This is a genomic window from Ruminiclostridium herbifermentans (assembly GCF_005473905.2).
Taxonomy (GTDB): Bacteria; Bacillota; Clostridia; order Acetivibrionales; family DSM-1351; genus Ruminiclostridium; species Ruminiclostridium herbifermentans.
Genome location: NZ_CP061336.1, coordinates 3,599,524 through 3,618,634 on the forward strand (window position 1 = coordinate 3,599,524; position 19,111 = coordinate 3,618,634).

A 19,111-nucleotide genomic window follows, 5' to 3' on the forward strand; every position below is an offset into this window, starting at 1 on the left:
ATATAATGATGTTAACTTCCCATTAATAAGCTGAAATTTGTCAAAATAAACACATGTAATAATATTACACTCAAACCTAAATAATATTACTTGTAATATGTAATAATATTACTTATAATATATAATATGATATAATATTTTAATTAATCCATAATTATGACACATTATGCAATTGAAATTATATTAACCCCTTCACAAGTTTATTCATTTATTAATTATATTATTAGCAATTCAACTTTCCCGGTTGAATTATAGGTGCTCAACTTATCAACAGCAAGGTTTAGTTATATTTACATATAAAATTTTAAATACTCACTGCTAAAAGAAAGGAGGTTAAGTAATATTACTTTAAATCAACTATACTATACAAACTGATAGTTGGAACGTGAAAAAACATATTAACTTGTTAAAGAAAGGAACGAAAAGTAATGAAGAAACTTTATTTTTTATTATCAGCTTTAGTATTATTTTTTATACTGACGCCTTTATCTAATCATGCTTCCGCAGAAACTGATTCCATATATCCCGGTTTCAGAGTCAAAGGAAGATTTCTTTATGATAAAGCAGGCGAAAAAGTAATTCTTTATGGTATTAATAAAATGATTATTTGGATGGATAAAGACGGTGTTCCATCCTTCTCTGAAATAGCTAAAACTGGTGCTAATTCCGTCAGAATTGTTTGGACAACAGAAGGTACAGCAGAAGAATTGGATACTGTTATTCGCAATTGTCGTGCAGAACACATGATTCCAATGGTAGAACTTCACGATGCAACTGGAGAATGGCACAAACTGCAATACCTTGTTGATTACTGGGTAAGACCAGATATTCTTGAAGTAATAAAAAAACATCAGGAATACTTGCTAATTAACATAGGAAACGAAGTAGGAAATGATGTTTCTGCAGCTACATTTACGGCAGACTATTCTAAGCATGTAAAAACAATGAGAGCAGCAGGTATCCATGTTCCACTGATAATTGACGCATCTAGATACGGTCAGGATATTGATATTCTTCAAAGCTGTGGTCCTGACATTATAGCTGCTGACCCTGATAAAAATGTAATGTTTTCAGTACATATGTGGTGGCCTTATATGTATGGCTATACAGACCAAAGGGTAAGAGATGAAATTGCACAGTCAGTACAAATGGAATTACCATTGATTGTCGGTGAGTTTGGTCACATATGGGATGAAACGGAATCAGGAAAAATTCCTTATAAGGTTATTATTGAAGAATGCTATAAAAATGAAATAGGCTATCTCCCATGGTCATGGGGTCCTGGAAATAACCCTCAGACATTTTTAGATATGACTACTGACGGCACATTTGCCACACTACAAGGCTGGGGCTTAGAAGTATGCATGACAAGTCCATACAGTATTAACAAAATTGCAAAAAGACCAGCATCTATGCTTGCAAACCTTCCCCCTGTATTACCTGAAGAACCTTTACCAGCAGGAAACTTAGCACTAAATAAACCAGTTAAGGCTTCCTCTGTAGAAAGCGCTCTTTATTCTGGCAGCAATATTACTGATGGAGACAAAGGTACAAGATGGGCTTCATCCGTATCAGACAACAATTGGGTGTATGTCGACCTTGGTAAAAAAACTGAAATTAACAAGCTAATAATCGTTTGGGAAGCTGCATACGCAACTCAGTACAAGATTCAGGTTTCAGATGATGAAACTACATGGACAGACCTATTCACACAATACAACGGAACTGGTAAGACAGAAACAATAAGCCTTAATGGTTCAGGACGTTATTTGAGAATTTACTGTTCACAAAGATATAAATACGATTGGCCTTTCTCAATTTTCGAGATTGGTGTATATGGTCCAGAATCTGAGTTAAGTGCTTCAATATCACCTACAGTAGCAGTTTATGATAAAAATCCAGCAAACCAAGCTGCTCCTTCTATTATCATAAACCCTAAAGCCAATACTCTTATAAAAATTACAACAGGTGATTACACCTTAGTGCCTAACATAGATTATACATTAACAGACAATACCCTTACATTTACAAATAAGTATATGTCCTCTTTACCAATAGGAACAGCAAAGTTTACTCTTGATTTTGATGGAGGAGTCGATCCTGTCTTTGCTGTTGCAATTGGAGATACAACCCCAGTAGGAAGTTCTAATTATTCATGCGGAGATTATAACAAAGATGGCGCTGTTGATGCACTTGATTTTGCTCATTTGAAAAAGCTTCTTATGCAAGGAGATCCTATAGACCCTGCAGATATGTACATATATGATTTAAACCTTGACAATAGTATAGATGCACTTGATTTTGCAACCCTTAAGATGTATCTATTAGGGACAATTACAAAATTACCATACTCTTCGAATTAATAAACAATGATAATTACAGAATATCCGACATTTATTCTATCGGTTGTTTTGGTATTACATTAAAAAAACCTTTCCAACGTATTTTTAACATTTGGAAAGGTTTTTTATTTAATAGCAGTTTATATTAATCAAACTTAGCTGCATTTAAAATATTACTATTAATACTGATTATTTAGTTGGAAGTGTAGATATAATTCCAAGTAAATATTGCTTCATAACTGCAAAGTCTACTGCATCTACAGCATTATCACGATTTAGGTCTAACACTGGTTCGTAAGTATGAGCTGGATCCAATAAATACATCTTGAATCTAGCAAAGTCTATTGCATCAATATAACCGTCATTATTATAATCACCATATTTTATTACTGGATCTGGGTCTGGATCTGGATCAGGCTCATATACTGGTGGGAAAGCATATTTAACCATTCCATCAATAATTTCTTCGAATCTGAACTGACAGCTTCTTCTATCTAAGAAACCAAATAATTCTCCAGTACCTGAGAAGTTATGGTTATCCCATAATACACAAACTATACCACGTGCTCTAGCTTGTCCAACATAGTATGACATATACTCTACTCTTGTCTTAAGATTGTTCTTATCTACTGCACCACATTCACCGATTATTGCTGGAATTCCTCTGCTAGTGTACTTGTTGTAAACGTTATCCATAAACCAAGTTACTTCACTTTGATCTTTTGAATCATATAAATTCCAAGTACTCTTACCACCTTCTGCCATTGCTAATCCACAGAATTCCCATGGGCAATATGCATGTACAGATACTATTAACTTACCATTAGCTGAATCATTTGGTAATCTGAAATAATCGTTTGTTGCTCCATCTGGAGATGCAACATATCCAGGAACCATTAGATATCTGTTTGCATTTTTTCCACCTGCTGCACGTACTGTATTTACAAAATCCTGATTGAGTTGATTAATGCAATTAATAGAATCTCTAACCTCTGCATTTGTTAGTTCAGGCCACCATTCATTAGCATGTCCTACAAGACGAGGCTCATTCATGCCTTCAAAAATAAGGTGTTCGTCGTAGTTTGCAAATCTAGCAGCAATCTGTGCCCAAACTTTAGTTATATAATTTCTTGATCTATCCAAATATTGACTGCTTGGGAAATATCCTCTTGATTTATCACAATCGTGATGAGTGTTTAATATTACATACATTTTATTGTCTATACAATAATTAACTACTTCTTGAACACGATTCATCCATTGTTCATTAATCTTATAGTCAGAGCCAGTTACATGTACACTCCAGCTAACTGGAATACGTACAGTATTGAAGCCTTTTGCTTTAACTGCATCGATCATTTGCTTAGTGGTTCTAATACCACTCCATGATATTTCATAATCCAAATCATTAGTAATATTTGTACCGTTAAAAGCATCAAATGTGTTACCTAAATTCCAACCAAGTCTTAAACGCTTAACAAAGTTCATTGCATCATTATTCGGAATGTTCTTATCTTGAATTGAAAGATTAGGAATAAGTGATGCATCGTATGCATTAGCATTCTGCAGTGGCAATAATGCTGTAAAAATTAATAGAAAACATAATAGTAAAGATGTGCATCTTTTCATTTAATAATACCTCCCCAATATTCATAGCTTTGCTATGTTGTATTAATAGTAATACTTTTACTATTAAATAATTTTTAAATAACTTTTTATTTAATTTATCTTTTGTATAATGAAATAACACTTATCTAAAGATTCTAGATAATTAGCAAATACCAAGTTGAAGTGAAAAATTATGTAGTAAATGCAAATTTCAGAACTAACCGTACTAATGCTAAAAACCAAGTTCTCACAAAGTAATTAGCAAAATAAATGACATAGGTAAAACCTATATTTCCCCTGGAATTTTGTAATTTAAACACAGTTTAAATAAAAATACTTTTCATTTTGAAATGCTCTTAGAATTCAATTTAGTCTATCAGTACTTTTTTAATGTCACCTCCTCTATTCACATTTACTTGATAATTACAAAATTATTAGTGTTACTTCCTACTAGAACTTCTGCTCACGTACGTACAAGTTTGCCGAGAATAACTTTATATAGGATTCATCAAAGATAACAAGCAAACAGTTGTCCCAGTATTTATGTTCTATTTATATTATAGGTTTTTATGTAATAATATTCAAGTAGATAAGGTATTAAAGTAGTGAAAATTCGACTATTTAAATAAATTTTCAAATTTAAAATACAAATTAGTATAAAAAATATTTGTTAGATATACGTACAATTCTACTCTGTTAACCTTAATGCCAAAAGTATGGCTATTGTTATAACTGCTGACACGGATATCATTTTCTACTTTGACCTTAAATATGCTCTGTCTCTGCTGTTTATTGTTGAGTTATTTATTTTTATCTAATGTGATTATTTTAACGAGGTGTTCATTGTATAAAAATCCTTTAGCTGACTTTTTATTTCATCAGAAAGGTAATGCCACCTAATTCCTTGGATTGCCCCTTCTAAAGCATATAGTCTGTTTATGCAAGCAGTAGCATCAATTTCTCTTAATTTTAACCAGCACTGCTTACTCCCAGTTTCACGAAGCTTTTCAATAGTATCTATGCCAACTTCCTTTAGCTGCTGCTCTAGTATTTTCCCAATGTTAGGTAATTTTGATAATTGACTCATTTAAGCGCACTCCTCTTTTAATCTTCAATTACTGTTTACTTCAAGCCCCTACTCAACATGTTCTAGGCAAAGAACACTCAATTACTGCATATCATTTTTTCCTTTTTGTTTATATAAAGGAAATATTGACCATTATTTATATGTATATATTATATAATATTATTTTGTTGTTAGCTGTAAATTTTTTAGGGTATATATATTAAATAATTACATATTATAAAATTCATAATTGTTTACATATGTAAACAATATAAATAACGAAGCTTAGCTTTGTAAAGCGGATTTTGCTTTGCAAGGTTTATATTAATAAAACTATATTATACAATTAGTTCCCTAATGGAACGTAGGAGGTTATTATGTTAAATTCAGAAATTACAAAACTTATTAATGAACAGATTAACAAGGAACTTTATTCTGCTTACCTTTATCTTGATATGGCTGGGTATTATGCTGATAAAAGTCTTGATGGTTTTGAAAATTGGTTCTATATACAAGCTCAGGAGGAAAGAGATCACGCAATGTTATTTAGAACTTATCTTCTGAATAATGATGAAAAGGTAGTTTTAACGGCTATTGCAGCTCCAGATAGCAATTATAAGGACTATAAAGACCCTCTATTAGCAACTCTTGAGCATGAGAAGACTGTAACAGCTTCAATTAATAATATTTATGCAGTAGCTTATGCCCAGAAGGATTTCCGTACAATGCAATTCTTGGATTGGTTCGTTAAAGAGCAAGGTGAAGAAGAAAAAAATTCTTCTGACCTAATTAGCAAATTTGAATTGTTTGGAAACGATTCAAAAGGCTTATATATGTTAAATCAAGAACTTGGGGCTAGAGTTTATACTGCACCATCATTGGTTTTATAAGTTGTACTTTTACTGAAAATGAGGCAATATTACATTAAACAACTCCATGATAAATTGATAGTTAAACACCCTTAATTCTAAGCTTAGATAACTAATTTAAGAAGCCAATTACTTTCGGCTAAATTTTCGATGATATCGAACCAGGTAAGGTTTAGACATCAAAGGTAAAAAAGTAAAATACTCATAAAAAACCCGTCTACCGTTTTATGGCAACCGGGTAAGCAGTTGCAATTCAAAAATTGCATAAACAATTGTGTAATTAGCAATAGCCATCTATTGACTGAATGTCGATTGATAGCTATTGCTATATTTTATTATTACATTCTCTTATTTTTGAAACAATTCTTTCAGTTACTTTCTAACCATATAATTTTTGTATCCTTAATCTCTTCTATGCTTTTTGTTCATTATTCCTGATAACATCAGTAAAGATTATGTTCTTCCATCTAGCTATATAACACAGCAGACGATCTTGTTAACATAATTTTACTCCTATTTAAGTTGAAAGTTTTCCTACCTGTCTAGTTAAAAGATATATATTTCTTAACGTAACAAGAAGTACATTTTGATTAACCAACTTTTTGGTATTGCATAAAATATTAGTGAATAAAAGTCAATTCGTCTATTGCAGAAATCATTCATATTCAAGTATTATTGGCAGCAGAACTCCACAGTTTACCATCCTCAGCTTTTGTGGTGCTGGACACGATTTTCTCTAATTCCTGCTGTCATAATTCAAAGGTATCACTCTATACTCCTCCGCAATTGCATTCTTTCTTACAATCCATTTTTCTAATCATTTCAAATAATACTTTTTTTAGCTTTTCGTTATTTTCCTCGAACACTCTGAATACCTCTTCTTCCGTAACAGGCTCGATGCCCTCACATCCTTCTAATCCGGCATCAAAATCTGTTATAAGTGAAATGTTAACATAACAGATATTCATTTCTTTTGCAAGATAGCATTCAGGGTATTGTGTCATATTTATAACATCACAGCCCATATTTCTATACCATTTACTTTCCGCCTTTGTCGAAAACCTAGGACCCTGAATAACAATAACAGTACCCTTTTCATGAGTCGTAATCCCTAATGACTTGCTAGTCTCGATAGCTAATTCCCTTAATTCTTTGCAGTAAGGATTTGCAGAACTAAAGTGTTTTGTTTCAGGACCATCATAATATGTGTCACTACGCCCCCATGTCCTGTCTATAAACTGGTCACATATTACAAAATCCCCTGGCTTAATATTTGCCTTAAGGCTTCCTGAAGCAGTAGGAGCTATGATTCTTGATACGCCTAGCTGCTTCATTGCATAGACGTTTGCCCTATAAGGTATTTTGTGTGGTGGGTACTGATGATTTTTCCCATGGCGAGGTAAAAATGCTATCCTTTTACCTTCATATTCAGCAATTGCTATTTTGTCACTTGGCATTCCATAAGGGGTATTAACTTCTATTTCTTTTACATTCTTTAAAAAAGAATAAAATCCAGAACCTCCGAACACACCTATATCAACTTTGTTTTCCATATTTTCTCTCCTCGTATAATAAATTTTGTGAAAGTTTAATAATTTCCAGTTACAAACCTCGGATTTGCTCGACTAATATCCACAAATTAACTGGGAATAATATATTGCTCTTCGATAACTAAATTCAAGCTATAGAATTTAATCAATGCTTGTGTAATAATAATCTTATGAGGATGGCTATGAACTCTAGGACATACTATGTTACTTCTGTTTAAGTCAGTTCTCCTAGCCTGAAGTTAGCTTTATACCGCTGTTAGTATATATTACTGACTGAACTTCATATCCATTAAGTTTATTTATACCGTACAAAAAAGTAATTTCAATAAAAATTATTATACCGATAACCACTCCGCCTAACTTTTCTATTTATCTTCTAGCCTTTGCTATCCAATATACAGTTTTTCTCATTTTCGATACCCACTACTTTATTGATGAATTCCTCTAAACTTATGTGAAGATTTTGAGACATCAATTGAAAAATATTAATTAATGTATTAATAATTTTCAATATTAAGTCCTCTGAAAATAATCTTTGTATATAAGAAAGTTCAAATATTACTGTCTCTGCTGAAGTTACACAACTAAAGTATATTGGGGTTCCCTCCGGATTTTTCCCTAACTCAATTGTTTGAATATATCTATTATCATAAGGAATTCTTACATTATAATCTGAAGTAAAGTTAAAAATAACTTTAAACAAATCTCCTCGTACCATATCATTAATATCCATACTTGTAAAAATATCATCAATTTCCAAATCGGAGTGTTTTAGAACATCTAAAAACTCCTCACTTTGAGCAACTAAAATATCTTTTATTGTAAGCTTATTGTCAAGTTTACACCTCATAGGAACAAGTTTAGTAAATAAACCAATTACAGATAATTCAGACATATGCTCTCTATCACAACCTATTACATTTGTACCTATGATAATGTCTCGTTTATTTTCAAAAGCACTTAAAAGAAGAATAATTGATGAACTAAAATAAATATATTCTGTAATGCCTATATCGTTACATTTGTTTCGAATTAAGTCCAAAGTTCTTTTCTCAATAATAAACTTTTTTTTCAATACCACATCATCATTATGTAGTATCAATTTCTTATCGCCCTTATCAGGTGATAAACAAACCGGATGATCTCTTCTATACAACTTCTTTTTCCAAAATTTAATGCTTTCCTCACTCTTCTTTAAACATACTGAATTATAGTAGTGGTATACATCTCTTTTTATCTTAGGTAATTCAATGTTGTTGTAATATGCAAACACATCATTAATAAAAATACGTAAAGACATAAAATCAAAAATAGCATGATTAAAATCAAACAACATAATTTGATTCAAATTAGTATCTTCAAATAATGTTATCTTGAATAAAGGTAGTTTCGACACATCAAAATATTGAACATATTTTTTGAGTTCTATTGTATCAACGTCTTCTTCTACTTTAATAAACTCAAAATATCCCGTGCAATTATCGTGTCGTTTCATCTTATACTTACTGCTGACCTTGAAAAAAGTTGTTCGAAGCATGGAATGCCTTAAGACCATTTTTTTTAAAGCGTTTTCAAACAAACTTGCATTCAGATATAGAGATGATTTAACAGCATAGATCATATTACATTTATCTGCTGAAGTATTATCTGATTCACTTTTTCTTAATTTTGCTTCATAGTCTAATACGATTTTTTGCATTGTATTAGCAAAGGCTTCATCCGCTCCTTCTATAGACAATTTTTCAATCTTTTCTCCTTTTATAGCCTCTTGCCTTATTTTATCTGCTATGTCGCCTATACTTTCGCAACTAAGTATATTTATCATACTAATCATGACATTCCAATGATTTTTAATTTGCGAATTTAATGTCATAGCAGCTAAAGAATCGCCACCCATACTAATGAAATTGTCATATAACGTTAGTTCCCTTACTTTTAATACTTCTTTACACATTTTTAATAATTCTTCAGAATAATGATCAACAATAAATTCTTTGGATATTGTATTTGTTTTGAGTGCACATATCCTATAGTCTGGTAATTTGCTTTTATCAAGTTTCCCATTTACTGTATATTCAAAATTTTTAACTGGAACAAAGTAATTTGGAATCATGTAGTATGGAAGATACTTTTTACAATGCGTTTTAATTGTCTCATAAGAAACATTATTTCTATCCAAATAGTAAAGTACCAAGACATCTTGCTCATTTTCTCTTACTACTATTGCTTTTGCTAAGGTGATACCCTTAATTTCTTTTATGATATCTTCTATCTCAGATAGTTCAATCCTAAAACCTCTTAACTTTATCTGATCGTCAACTCTTCCAAAATACTCAATATCTCCAGAGTCAGTATATTGTGCTATGTCTCCAGTTTTATAAATTCGTTTGTTCTTATCAAAGGGACTTTGAATAAAACTTCTATTTGTTAGTTCTTGTTGGTTTACATAGCCTACTGCTAATCCATCACCACCTATAAACAATTCACCTTTTACTCCTATAGGACATAATTCTAGGTTTTGATTTAAAATATACACCTGTGTATTATAAATCGGTTTGCCAATTAGCATTCTATCCATTTCGCTCACAGAATCACCATTTATTTCCATGACTGTTGAATAGACACACGTTTCTGTTGGACCATAATAATTAAGTAAAGTATACTGATTACCTTGAACTAATTCAAAATATCTTTTACATAACCCCAGCGGCAATGCCTCTCCACAAGAAATTAAATATCGTGGAAAGCTATGCATATTAATAGTTTCATTATAATTAAGCTGTGCTTCTAATCTGGTAGGGGTAATTTCTAAGCAGTGCAAATTTCTTTTGCTCAAATACTCATAAAAAAGCTCACATGACATTTTAATATCATCGGGTATAATGTCTAATGTATTCCCTGTCAAAAGTGCTAAATAAATTTGACCAACAGATACATCAAAAACAAATGGTGATAAAACACCAATAATTTTTACCTGCTGGTCATGCAATACCTTATCTTTAATAGAATTTACCAAATTAATTACACTGCTCTGTTTAATCTCAATTCCTTTTGGTTTTCCAGTAGATCCTGATGTGAATAATATGTATGCAGAACCACATTTATTATTTATTTTCTTCACTAAATTTGTATGCTTTTGTACAACTAGTGAATTATACGAAAATGATATAGGAAGATTAAGTTTTTCCAATTCCTCTTTCTCAATCTTGTCAAAAACAATTGCTTTTGCCTGAGCTATTTGTAACATTGATATTATTCTTTCTAGTGGATATACTCTACTTAAAGGGAGATATATACAATTGCATTTAAGAATACTCAATATAGCTATAATATACTCATCAGATTTCTCCATATATATTCCAATTATATCTCCACATTGAATGCCTTGACTTATCATATTTTCTGAAATAATATCTGTTAATTCATCAATTTCTTTATAAGTATAACTCTTGTTATAGAATTTTATAGCACACCTATCAGGATATGTTTTTGCACATTTTTGAAAAATTTCTACTATATTTGTACTCTTATCATATTTATAATCTGTTTTGTTAATCAAATCTACGATTGCATTAATATCCTTGAATTTGTCTAAAACTTTTCTACTCATAAAGAAACCTCATTATAATTCATACTTTTCTGCATTAATATTAATTGTTACAAAAATAATATGTTTATTACAAATGGCAATAAAACAAATAATGCAATAATCTTCTTCTTTGATTTATCAGTAACATCAAATCTAAACAAATAGTTAGCAACAATATACCCGATTAAACCCACCGATAATAATACTAAAATACTTAAAAGGCTGCTGTATTTTGAAGGATTTATATTATTTAATGCTTCTAGTAAATCCATAGCATACGTCGTGGGTAACAATTCGCTAAATTTGATTAATGACTTAGGTAGTTGACTTGTTGGAATCATCAATCCTCCTATTAACATAGAAGGTAAAAATATAATCTGAGCCAAAACCACAGTAACTGAAGTATTATCGGATATGCTTCCAATGATTAATGCTATTCCCGAACACGTTATATACACACAAAAGAAAACAATTAACAAACTTATTAAGCTATATTTTGATTCTATATCAAACAACATAGGAGCTGTAAAGAATATAATACAAGACACTATAAAAGAATGTACTGCTGTAGAAATAGCTGGTACTAATAAAGTAGATATTTTAGAAATACCATTTATCTTATAGTTTCTATAAACACCATCATTACGTGAATTAACTATTTCATTTGGCATACCTAATAGAGTACTCACTATTACTGAAAATATTATCATTGCAGGAATAAGTGTTTCTGTAGAACCGCCATTAATTTGTGGCATTATTCCTCCAATAAATAAGTAAAACACAATAGGGAAAAGGTAGTTCATAAGAAGTAATGTCTTTTCTCTTATCCCAAACAGAAAATTTAAAACTAAATGTTTACCAAACGCTATCATTATACATTTCTCCTTCCAGCTGTCAATTCAACAAATTTCTCTTCAAGGGATTCTCGCTCAATTCTCAAGTCTACTAGTGTATCTCCATTGCTTTCAATAAGGTTTAATATTTGAGATACCTTTTCACCTGGCATATTCGAAATAAATGTATAATAATCATCCACACACTCTCCATCAGAATTTTGCAGACTATTTCCAACAGTACGTACAAAAATCTTACTATTTTTCGATCCCATGGCGGTGATTTCCTTAGGTGTACCTTCCACTATCTTTTTGCCCTTCATCATAATAAGTATTCTACTACAAAGTTTTTCTGCTTCTGCCATATCGTGTGTGGCGAGAATGATTGATGTACCATTACAGCTAAGAGTTTTCATCACCTCGTGTAATTCTACCCTTGCTTGAACATCTAAAGCAGCGGTTGGCTCATCTAAAATAAGAACTTTAGGATTATGTATAGTTGCCAAAGCTAGAACTAATCTTCTTTTTTCTCCGCCTGAAAGGTCTTTATATTTTTTGCGGAACTTCTCATTCAATCCCAACCTTTCTACAATTTCTTGATTAGGTTTAACATTATGACATGCTGCGAAGAAATCAATTGCTTCTTTGACAGTGATAGATGAAGGTAGTCCTGAAGACTGAAGTTGAACGCCTAAAACTTGCTTAATCTTTGCACTATCTTTGATAGGATTATATCCACATATTTCTATAGTACCACTATCGGGTATTCTTAGTCCCTCTACACATTCAAGTAAACTTGTCTTTCCTGCTCCATTTGGTCCAAGCAATCCAAATATTTCGCCTTCATTTACCTCAATACTGATATTGTCTACAGCTACATAATCTCCATAACTCTTTCGCAAATTATCAATTCTTACTCGTGCTTTCCCCATCGTTTTTTAATCACCAATCCTCATTTTTTAATTTTAACCTTCTCTTTTATACTATGTAACAGCTTGTCATTTAAACCATCTGCAATACTGCTAGCTTACTCTGAGGTAAGCATCCTTCTTGTAACTGCCCACAATGTAAAAACTCTAAGCTCCACTTAGTAATATCCTAATTACAAGGTTATATAGATTTTAACACTTTTTACAAAATTCCTCAACACTAATAAATGTATTAATGACTAATGCGATAGCAATTACGTTAATAACTTCTTTAATATCACTTGTATCAATAACAATTAATGCTAACCCAGCAACTGAAAATGCAAATGCTACTATCCTCAATACTAACCTAAAATATTTTTCTATTTTTTTCTTCATTACTTTTTTATAGTGATTAAACACTATCTTCCTCCTGTATAGATTTTTGAATCGTACTCATTTCATTATTTTACTGCGCATAACATTTTAAAAAGTTTAGCAGCAGAATCGCCTTCTGGATTTTGCATTCCATTAATTATTTTAAGTTTTCTACTATTTTGTTTAACTATTTCTTCAAAACTCCTTCCGTTTATTTCATTAAACCCATATAACTTTGAATTAGAAGTCTGAACATCCGTATGCTCATTTCTATACATTTTTAAATTGTAAATTAGCAAATCCCTATAATTAGTATTATCTTTAATCAATTCTATCCCATATCTTTCTGGGAACCTACCAATTAAGCTATTAGGCACAACAAAATATTCATTTACCCAAAAATAATTAATATACTTTTTATTTCTTGTTATGAAATCACTTGTTTCATTGAAATCTTCATCAAGCTCTTGCGGTAATCCGATAATAACCTCTATGTCTGACCAAATTTTCAAATCATAACACCATTTTAAAACTTGCTCTGCATGATCCAAATCAATTTGCTTATCTATCAAATTAATAATCTTTTGACTTCCTGATTCAAATCCGAAAGTCAATTTCGTACAACCAGCCTTCTTCATTAATTCAAGCCTCTCATAAGTCAGATTATTAAATCTACCACAATCAGACCAATATATTTCGAGGTTTTCATCAATTACCTTATTGCAAAACTCATCAGCAAACTTGCCTGAAAAATTAAATGCATTATTTAAGAAATAGAAATATTTGGTATTATATTTAGCTATTAATTCTTTAATATCTTTAATTACTTGATCTGGATTGCCACCTACAATACTTCCTCTTTCGTAATCACTCTGAGTACAAAAAGCACAGCTATAAGGACAATTGTAATTAAAAATATATGGTAATATTAATTTTTCGGTAACATCTTTTCTTTTCATTCTATTATATTTGCTAACGATAAGTCCTGGACTATCAAGATAAGCATCTGGCCACTTATAGTTATAAATTAAATTTTCACTAATCGCTTTCTGTTTTTTTTGTTCTGTCCCCTGCTCATCTATCATGCACCTGGTATAAAAAGACATGTCTAAGTCTCCCCAATCAGGTTTGATAACTATTGGTTTTTCAGTTTTATTTGAAATAATTTCACCATCCACTAGGCGAACCATACCTGGAAGTTGATTAAACCAATCCTCATCCTTATTCTCATCTAAGCCCTTGATTATTGCTTCTATAACCTTTTCGCCAGGGCCATTTACTATAAACTTAAATTTACTTAATACAATTTCCCACATTTCTTGAAAAACACTTTTAAAAATGTACAGAAATGATACGTTATTTCCACCAATTTCAACAGGCTTATTATATTTTTTCTTTAAATACTTAGCTAATATAAAACCTAATTGCATTTGAACAAATGAAAAATCGCCGCCTATAGAGACTCCAAAAAAATCATATTCACTTAAATCCATATTCTCTAAAAGAAGTGAAATAAGTCGATCCATTTCTTCATCTTCACCTGTAAGAATATAATTCTTAAAAACATCTATATTAAATACCATTTCTAATTGCTTATGATTATACTCATCTTTAAAATTTTTAGATAATGATATATTTAAATCTTTAATGGTTACATTATATCCTTTTTCCTCAAGATACCCACAAATTACGCCGACGCCTAAATTAATTGTAAGTCTTGTTAAGTTCTCCGGATACTGTAAACTATTTTCTGATGGTGACATAAGCAAACATACATTTTTTATCATATACATTCCTCCAATAATTATGGTAATTTTACCAATAATTCTTTCATAGCGTTTATCATACAATCTTGATATAATTCCATATCAGTTATTGTAAAAATATACTTATTGGTAATTTCATTTGTAAACTCCCAATCAACCTTACCATTAATATCACATTGGGCTTGTATTTTTTCATATTTAAAAATTGCATTATCCCCAACTGTATCTGCCGCTACAATGTTGCCGCTTTTTGTCACCACTTTACCTGCGGCTGATAAAATTCCAGCTGTTGACCACATGTTTCTATAGTCATTACAAATTGTATTAAATACTTCACTGCGTTCTGCTTTACTTAAATAATTAAGCCAATTAATATCATTACTTTTACCTAGTGCATATGTGAAATAGTTTTTAACACTCTTTGATAAATACGGTAAAATTGCCTCTTGTTTAAATTTGTAATATGTAGCATATTTTTCAACTGTATAATTATCTACAAAATTCATATGAGATGGTAGCCAATACAACGGACACGGAGCATTAAACACAATATTAAAAGATCTTGGGTCTAACGAAACGTTATATTCCGTTTTGCTCAAGCTATTGCTGACTCCAGCATTTAAATATATTGCCGCACATTTTTCCTTAAATAGTTCTGGAAACAACATAATCGCAATAGCAACATCCTTACATGAACCTACCATCTGTATAACTACCTTTTCATTTGAATTACGCAATGTTCTTTCTATCATTTTTACTGCAGCGAACTCATTTGCTTTCTCATTATACATTGATGAATTAACTAAACTGGGTTTAATTTTTGTACCTATCGCAACTGGTACATAACTTCCTGTTATATAATTCATCTGAGATATGGCAAATACAGCTGGATCTCCATGATTCAGTCTAATTTTAGGTACATTATCCGCTATTATACCAACTAAATTAATTTCATTAAGATAATACAAGGCAAACTGACATGCCAAATCCCAGTGATCATCTGCATCTAAATGGTGGTGGTATATGTCAGTTTGATGTATTACAATAGGTTTCATATTCTATCTCCTAAAAAATTATTCTCTAAAATTATCAATCTCTATTGTTTAACAAGCTTAGTATTTCTTCAGGCTTTTTCAAATTTTCCAGAGTCAATCTATACTGCATTGCTTTCTCTTTTATTTCCGCTCTATAACCTGCATCATTTGTCATTTTATCAATGCTTTTTAGCACCTTATCAAAATCAAATACTTCCTCCTCTATTACAAGTTCAAAATAAGGATTATTTTTATGTATTGGTTCCAAAAAGCTATACCAACCTACAGGAAACATTCTATAAGGGTATAAATCATCTATTTTTTCTAATTCTTTTTTCATCTCATTCGTTATTTCAGAGTTTGAGCTTAAAACAACTCCATTTTTTATATGTAATGAATTAGTCAAAACCATTGCTGGAATCCCTGAACAAGCAACCTTTGCTAATGTTGTTGATGTAATATTACGGCTCAAAAACACATCACATGCAATACAATACTTATCAAATAATTTGGGCGAAAGGTTATCAAGGTAAATAATGTTCTTATTTTCATTTTTAAATTTTATACTACTGTTTTTACCAACATGAACAATAGTCACCTTCTCCGACATTTTATCTATTAGCCTTGCATACACATTATTGAATATTTCTACGCATTTAATAATTTGGGGATAACTTTTATATGTATCTTGCCATGTTGCTGACGTTACGAGTATAATCGGTTTTTTTTGGGGAAGATTTAATTCTTCCCTCATCTTTATTTTTTTTTCTTCATCATATTCTAAATATTCGTCAATTAATGAGTAATAAAATTTATCGTCCTCATTTTGCTCATTAACATTTGTGATAGGACATGGAACTAATTTAAATCCATATTTATTAATATCAACCTTTGAAGCAATACTCGCCGCAAAGCCATACGTGTCCATTTTTCGCAGCTTAATAGTCCAATCAAAGTTATCAAAAGTACCTATTCTTCCACTAAATATTTCTAAATCCTTCACAGATAGTCCATAATCTTTTTCGCAAAAATTATAGTTTAAAAAGTCAGAAAGAATTACATACTCAGGATGACATCTATTCTCATAATCCTGAAATAAAATGCGATTGATACTCCCTATATTGGGGATCAGTACACAATAATTGATGTTTTCTTGCTGAAGTATATTTTTATGGGAAGGAGGTATAAAAAAATATGGATTATAGCCAAACTTTTTTATTCTTTTTGCAAATTGCAACGCAATTAACAATTCGCCATATGCCCAATAACTAGTAACTATTATTCCAACATTCATATTAAGAGTATTTCTCCTCCTACTTGGTAATACTTGAGAATTCATCCCAATTATTGAACAACAAGTACTCCTTATAAACGCCGCCACATTTATCAGCTTCTATACAACTCTTACATGGTTTCCCAAGCTTCCTTTCTTGACCACGCATAAAAGTATCATAATCTTCGATAATAGTAGTTCTAAAGAGTAATTTATACTGTTCTTCCTCCCAATTAATACAGTACTTTGTATATTCACCAAGTACACAATATGGAAATCCTTCAAGAGTACAAACCACTCCTCTTTTTGCAACATCGTCTACGGCTGCTTTTACTTGTGTCATTATTTCATTATATCTAGGTGTTACGACTTCATAATTAGTAAGTGCTTTTCCTGTTGGATGCATGCCTGAAATATTTATATGGTATACTCCTAAGTCCATACAATTATTTACTATTTCTATCAAATCATCTTTGTTTTGTTTACATACAACTGTATTGGTTCTAACTCTAGCACCTAAACTTAATACATTTTTTATTCCTTGAACTGCTTCATCATAACTACCTTCAATAGAAGTCAAATAATCATGTTGTTTCGCATCTTTCCCATGCATTGATACTACAAAAAGAGAGACTCCTAGATCCACAACTTTTTTTGCAAATTCCATATCGCTTAACAGCCTAGCATTTGTTTGAAGAGAGACTTCTGGATAATTAAACTCTTTAACGTCATTTAAAAATTCAAAAAACTCAGGTATACAGGTTGGTTCTCCTCCATGTATATTAACCCTTTGAAATCCTTTATTTGCATTTGATTTTAAATAGTTATATACAACCTTCCTATTCACTCTTTCTTTTGCTTCTTGGTGTGAGTTAACCACACAAAACTTACATGAGTTATTACATTGATCCGTCAAATGAATACTTAAATTTTTCAATTCAATTCGTCCCTTTCTTTCAAAGCTTCAAATAATCACATATTTTTATTTGTTATGGATTGTTAGATACTTCGTATTTTTTTAAATTTTTATATAGCTTACACTTATAGCAAAAGTCACATGTTTTAAATTCATTGTAACGTTCACCATTCCATATTTCTTCAAATGTACTCTCAAATATATTACCTAAATAAAATTCCTCTTTTAAACCAATACAACATGGATAAACTTTACCCTCAAGAGTAATATAAGGTAATATTCGATCCCAACTAGTACATTTTAATGAATTGGTTGAAGATGTAATCATAAGTTTTCCGCTTAAACTTATATCATTTGTGTAACTCAAATAATGTTCAAGTTCTTCAGAATTTACATCTTTCATATCCTCTTCGTTAATATCAAGTGTAAAATTAATTGACATAACCTTATTTCTTTTAGCAAATTCTATCATTTCAGGGATATTACGATAATTGTATTTATTTACTGTACAGTTAATAACGATTACAGGAATACTAGCTTTCCTTGCATTTACTAAATTGCTTATCATATTGTTCCAATTATAGTTTTCAGCAATTTTTTTCATGCCCTCTTCTGTTGGTTCATCAACAGAAAATACTATTACTTTTAAATTTCCAGCTTTATTTAGTTCCTTAAAATTGATTGCAACAGTTCCGCTTGTTATTAATAAAACATTTTTGTCTAGTAGCGAAATTACATCATATATGTATGGGTATACCATTGGCTCCCCAATTCCACAAATAACAACATTCTCAAATTCCTTGATTTTTTCCTTTATAATATTAAAGTCCTCTAATTCAAGATTTTTGTTTTTTCTATCTACTTTTTCTCTTGTACAATATATACAATTCAAAGGACAATATGTAGTCAACTCAAGAGCGATTGCATTAGACTTCAGTCTAACCAATTCATGAATATAGTTTTCCTTTTCATTCATACA

Annotated in this window: 14 protein-coding genes; 2 read left to right on the plus strand and 12 right to left on the minus strand. The window is 30.9% G+C overall.

Annotation, left to right across the window (positions count from 1 at the left end; translation table 11 throughout):
* The first annotated feature begins 428 nt into the window (after positions 1-428).
* Positions 429-2,363 carry a discoidin domain-containing protein gene (locus EHE19_RS14405; protein ID WP_137696812.1) on the plus strand — a complete coding sequence of 645 codons (1,935 nt, stop codon included), beginning with the start codon at positions 429-431 and terminating at the stop codon, positions 2,361-2,363.
* A 168-nt stretch (positions 2,364-2,531) separates the two neighbouring features.
* Here the strand turns inward: EHE19_RS14405 and EHE19_RS14410 are convergent, their stop codons facing one another.
* A complete protein-coding gene (locus tag EHE19_RS14410) occupies positions 2,532-3,971 on the minus strand; it encodes a cellulase family glycosylhydrolase (RefSeq protein ID WP_137696813.1) in 1,440 nt (479 codons plus the stop codon).
* A gap of 802 nt (positions 3,972-4,773) precedes the next feature.
* Positions 4,774-5,037, minus strand: coding sequence for a TfoX/Sxy family protein (locus EHE19_RS14415; RefSeq protein WP_137696814.1), 264 nt, complete (start codon positions 5,035-5,037; stop codon positions 4,774-4,776).
* A 356-nt stretch (positions 5,038-5,393) separates the two neighbouring features.
* On the opposite strand from EHE19_RS14415, the gene EHE19_RS14420 reads away from it, so the two are divergent.
* On the plus strand, positions 5,394-5,906 hold the full coding sequence (locus tag EHE19_RS14420; RefSeq protein WP_137696815.1) for a ferritin: 513 nt from the start codon (positions 5,394-5,396) through the stop codon (positions 5,904-5,906).
* 749 nt (positions 5,907-6,655) lie between these two features.
* Here EHE19_RS14420 and EHE19_RS14425 read toward each other — a convergent pair.
* The 10 genes from EHE19_RS14425 to EHE19_RS14470 form a co-directional block, all read right to left on the minus strand.
* Entirely contained in the window at positions 6,656-7,438 is a 783-nt protein-coding gene (locus tag EHE19_RS14425) for an S-methyl-5'-thioadenosine phosphorylase (protein ID WP_137696816.1), read from the minus strand.
* Positions 7,439-7,811: 373 nt separating this feature from the next.
* Positions 7,812-11,045, minus strand: coding sequence for a non-ribosomal peptide synthetase (locus tag EHE19_RS14430; protein WP_137696817.1), 3,234 nt, complete (start codon positions 11,043-11,045; stop codon positions 7,812-7,814).
* A 47-nt stretch (positions 11,046-11,092) separates the two neighbouring features.
* On the minus strand, positions 11,093-11,896 hold the full coding sequence (locus tag EHE19_RS14435; RefSeq protein ID WP_137696818.1) for an ABC transporter permease: 804 nt from the start codon (positions 11,894-11,896) through the stop codon (positions 11,093-11,095).
* Positions 11,896-12,789 carry an ABC transporter ATP-binding protein gene (locus tag EHE19_RS14440; RefSeq protein ID WP_137696819.1) on the minus strand — a complete coding sequence of 298 codons (894 nt, stop codon included), beginning with the start codon at positions 12,787-12,789 and terminating at the stop codon, positions 11,896-11,898. The genes EHE19_RS14435 and EHE19_RS14440 overlap by 1 nt, the downstream gene beginning before the upstream one ends.
* Before the next feature lie 189 nt (positions 12,790-12,978).
* Complete coding sequence (locus tag EHE19_RS14445; RefSeq protein WP_137696820.1) at positions 12,979-13,188, minus strand: hypothetical protein; 210 nt, start codon at positions 13,186-13,188, stop codon at positions 12,979-12,981.
* Between the two features lie 41 nt (positions 13,189-13,229).
* Positions 13,230-14,930, minus strand: a complete 1,701-nt coding sequence (locus EHE19_RS14450; protein ID WP_137696821.1) for a B12-binding domain-containing radical SAM protein — start codon at positions 14,928-14,930, stop codon at positions 13,230-13,232.
* Between the two features lie 17 nt (positions 14,931-14,947).
* Positions 14,948-15,964 carry a nucleoside hydrolase gene (locus EHE19_RS14455; RefSeq protein ID WP_137696822.1) on the minus strand — a complete coding sequence of 339 codons (1,017 nt, stop codon included), beginning with the start codon at positions 15,962-15,964 and terminating at the stop codon, positions 14,948-14,950.
* 34 nt (positions 15,965-15,998) lie between these two features.
* Entirely contained in the window at positions 15,999-17,237 is a 1,239-nt protein-coding gene (locus EHE19_RS14460; RefSeq protein WP_137696823.1) for a DUF6365 family protein, read from the minus strand.
* Between the two features lie 19 nt (positions 17,238-17,256).
* Entirely contained in the window at positions 17,257-18,153 is an 897-nt protein-coding gene (locus EHE19_RS14465; RefSeq protein WP_137696824.1) for a radical SAM protein, read from the minus strand.
* Between the two features lie 52 nt (positions 18,154-18,205).
* The gene (locus EHE19_RS14470; RefSeq protein ID WP_137696825.1) at positions 18,206-19,108 is read right to left on the minus strand and encodes a radical SAM/SPASM domain-containing protein; all 903 of its coding nucleotides are present in this window, start codon (positions 19,106-19,108) and stop codon (positions 18,206-18,208) included.
* Positions 19,109-19,111 lie beyond the last annotated feature (3 nt).

Bases quoted from the DNA above. Each gene is read 5' to 3' on its own strand.
- EHE19_RS14420 (WP_137696815.1), top strand. From the start codon at position 5,394: ATGTTAAATTCAGAAATTACAAAACTTATTAATGAACAGATTAACAAG.
- EHE19_RS14440 (WP_137696819.1), bottom strand. From the start codon at position 12,789: ATGGGGAAAGCACGAGTAAGAATTGATAATTTGCGAAAGAGTTATGGA.
- EHE19_RS14450 (WP_137696821.1), bottom strand. From the start codon at position 14,930: ATGATAAAAAATGTATGTTTGCTTATGTCACCATCAGAAAATAGTTTA.
- EHE19_RS14470 (WP_137696825.1), bottom strand. From the start codon at position 19,108: ATGAATGAAAAGGAAAACTATATTCATGAATTGGTTAGACTGAAGTCT.
- EHE19_RS14405 (WP_137696812.1), top strand. From the start codon at position 429: ATGAAGAAACTTTATTTTTTATTATCAGCTTTAGTATTATTTTTTATA.
- EHE19_RS14410 (WP_137696813.1), bottom strand. From the start codon at position 3,971: ATGAAAAGATGCACATCTTTACTATTATGTTTTCTATTAATTTTTACA.
- EHE19_RS14455 (WP_137696822.1), bottom strand. From the start codon at position 15,964: ATGAAACCTATTGTAATACATCAAACTGACATATACCACCACCATTTA.
- EHE19_RS14415 (WP_137696814.1), bottom strand. From the start codon at position 5,037: ATGAGTCAATTATCAAAATTACCTAACATTGGGAAAATACTAGAGCAG.
- EHE19_RS14430 (WP_137696817.1), bottom strand. From the start codon at position 11,045: ATGAGTAGAAAAGTTTTAGACAAATTCAAGGATATTAATGCAATCGTA.
- EHE19_RS14460 (WP_137696823.1), bottom strand. From the start codon at position 17,237: ATGAATGTTGGAATAATAGTTACTAGTTATTGGGCATATGGCGAATTG.
- EHE19_RS14435 (WP_137696818.1), bottom strand. From the start codon at position 11,896: ATGATAGCGTTTGGTAAACATTTAGTTTTAAATTTTCTGTTTGGGATA.
- EHE19_RS14425 (WP_137696816.1), bottom strand. From the start codon at position 7,438: ATGGAAAACAAAGTTGATATAGGTGTGTTCGGAGGTTCTGGATTTTAT.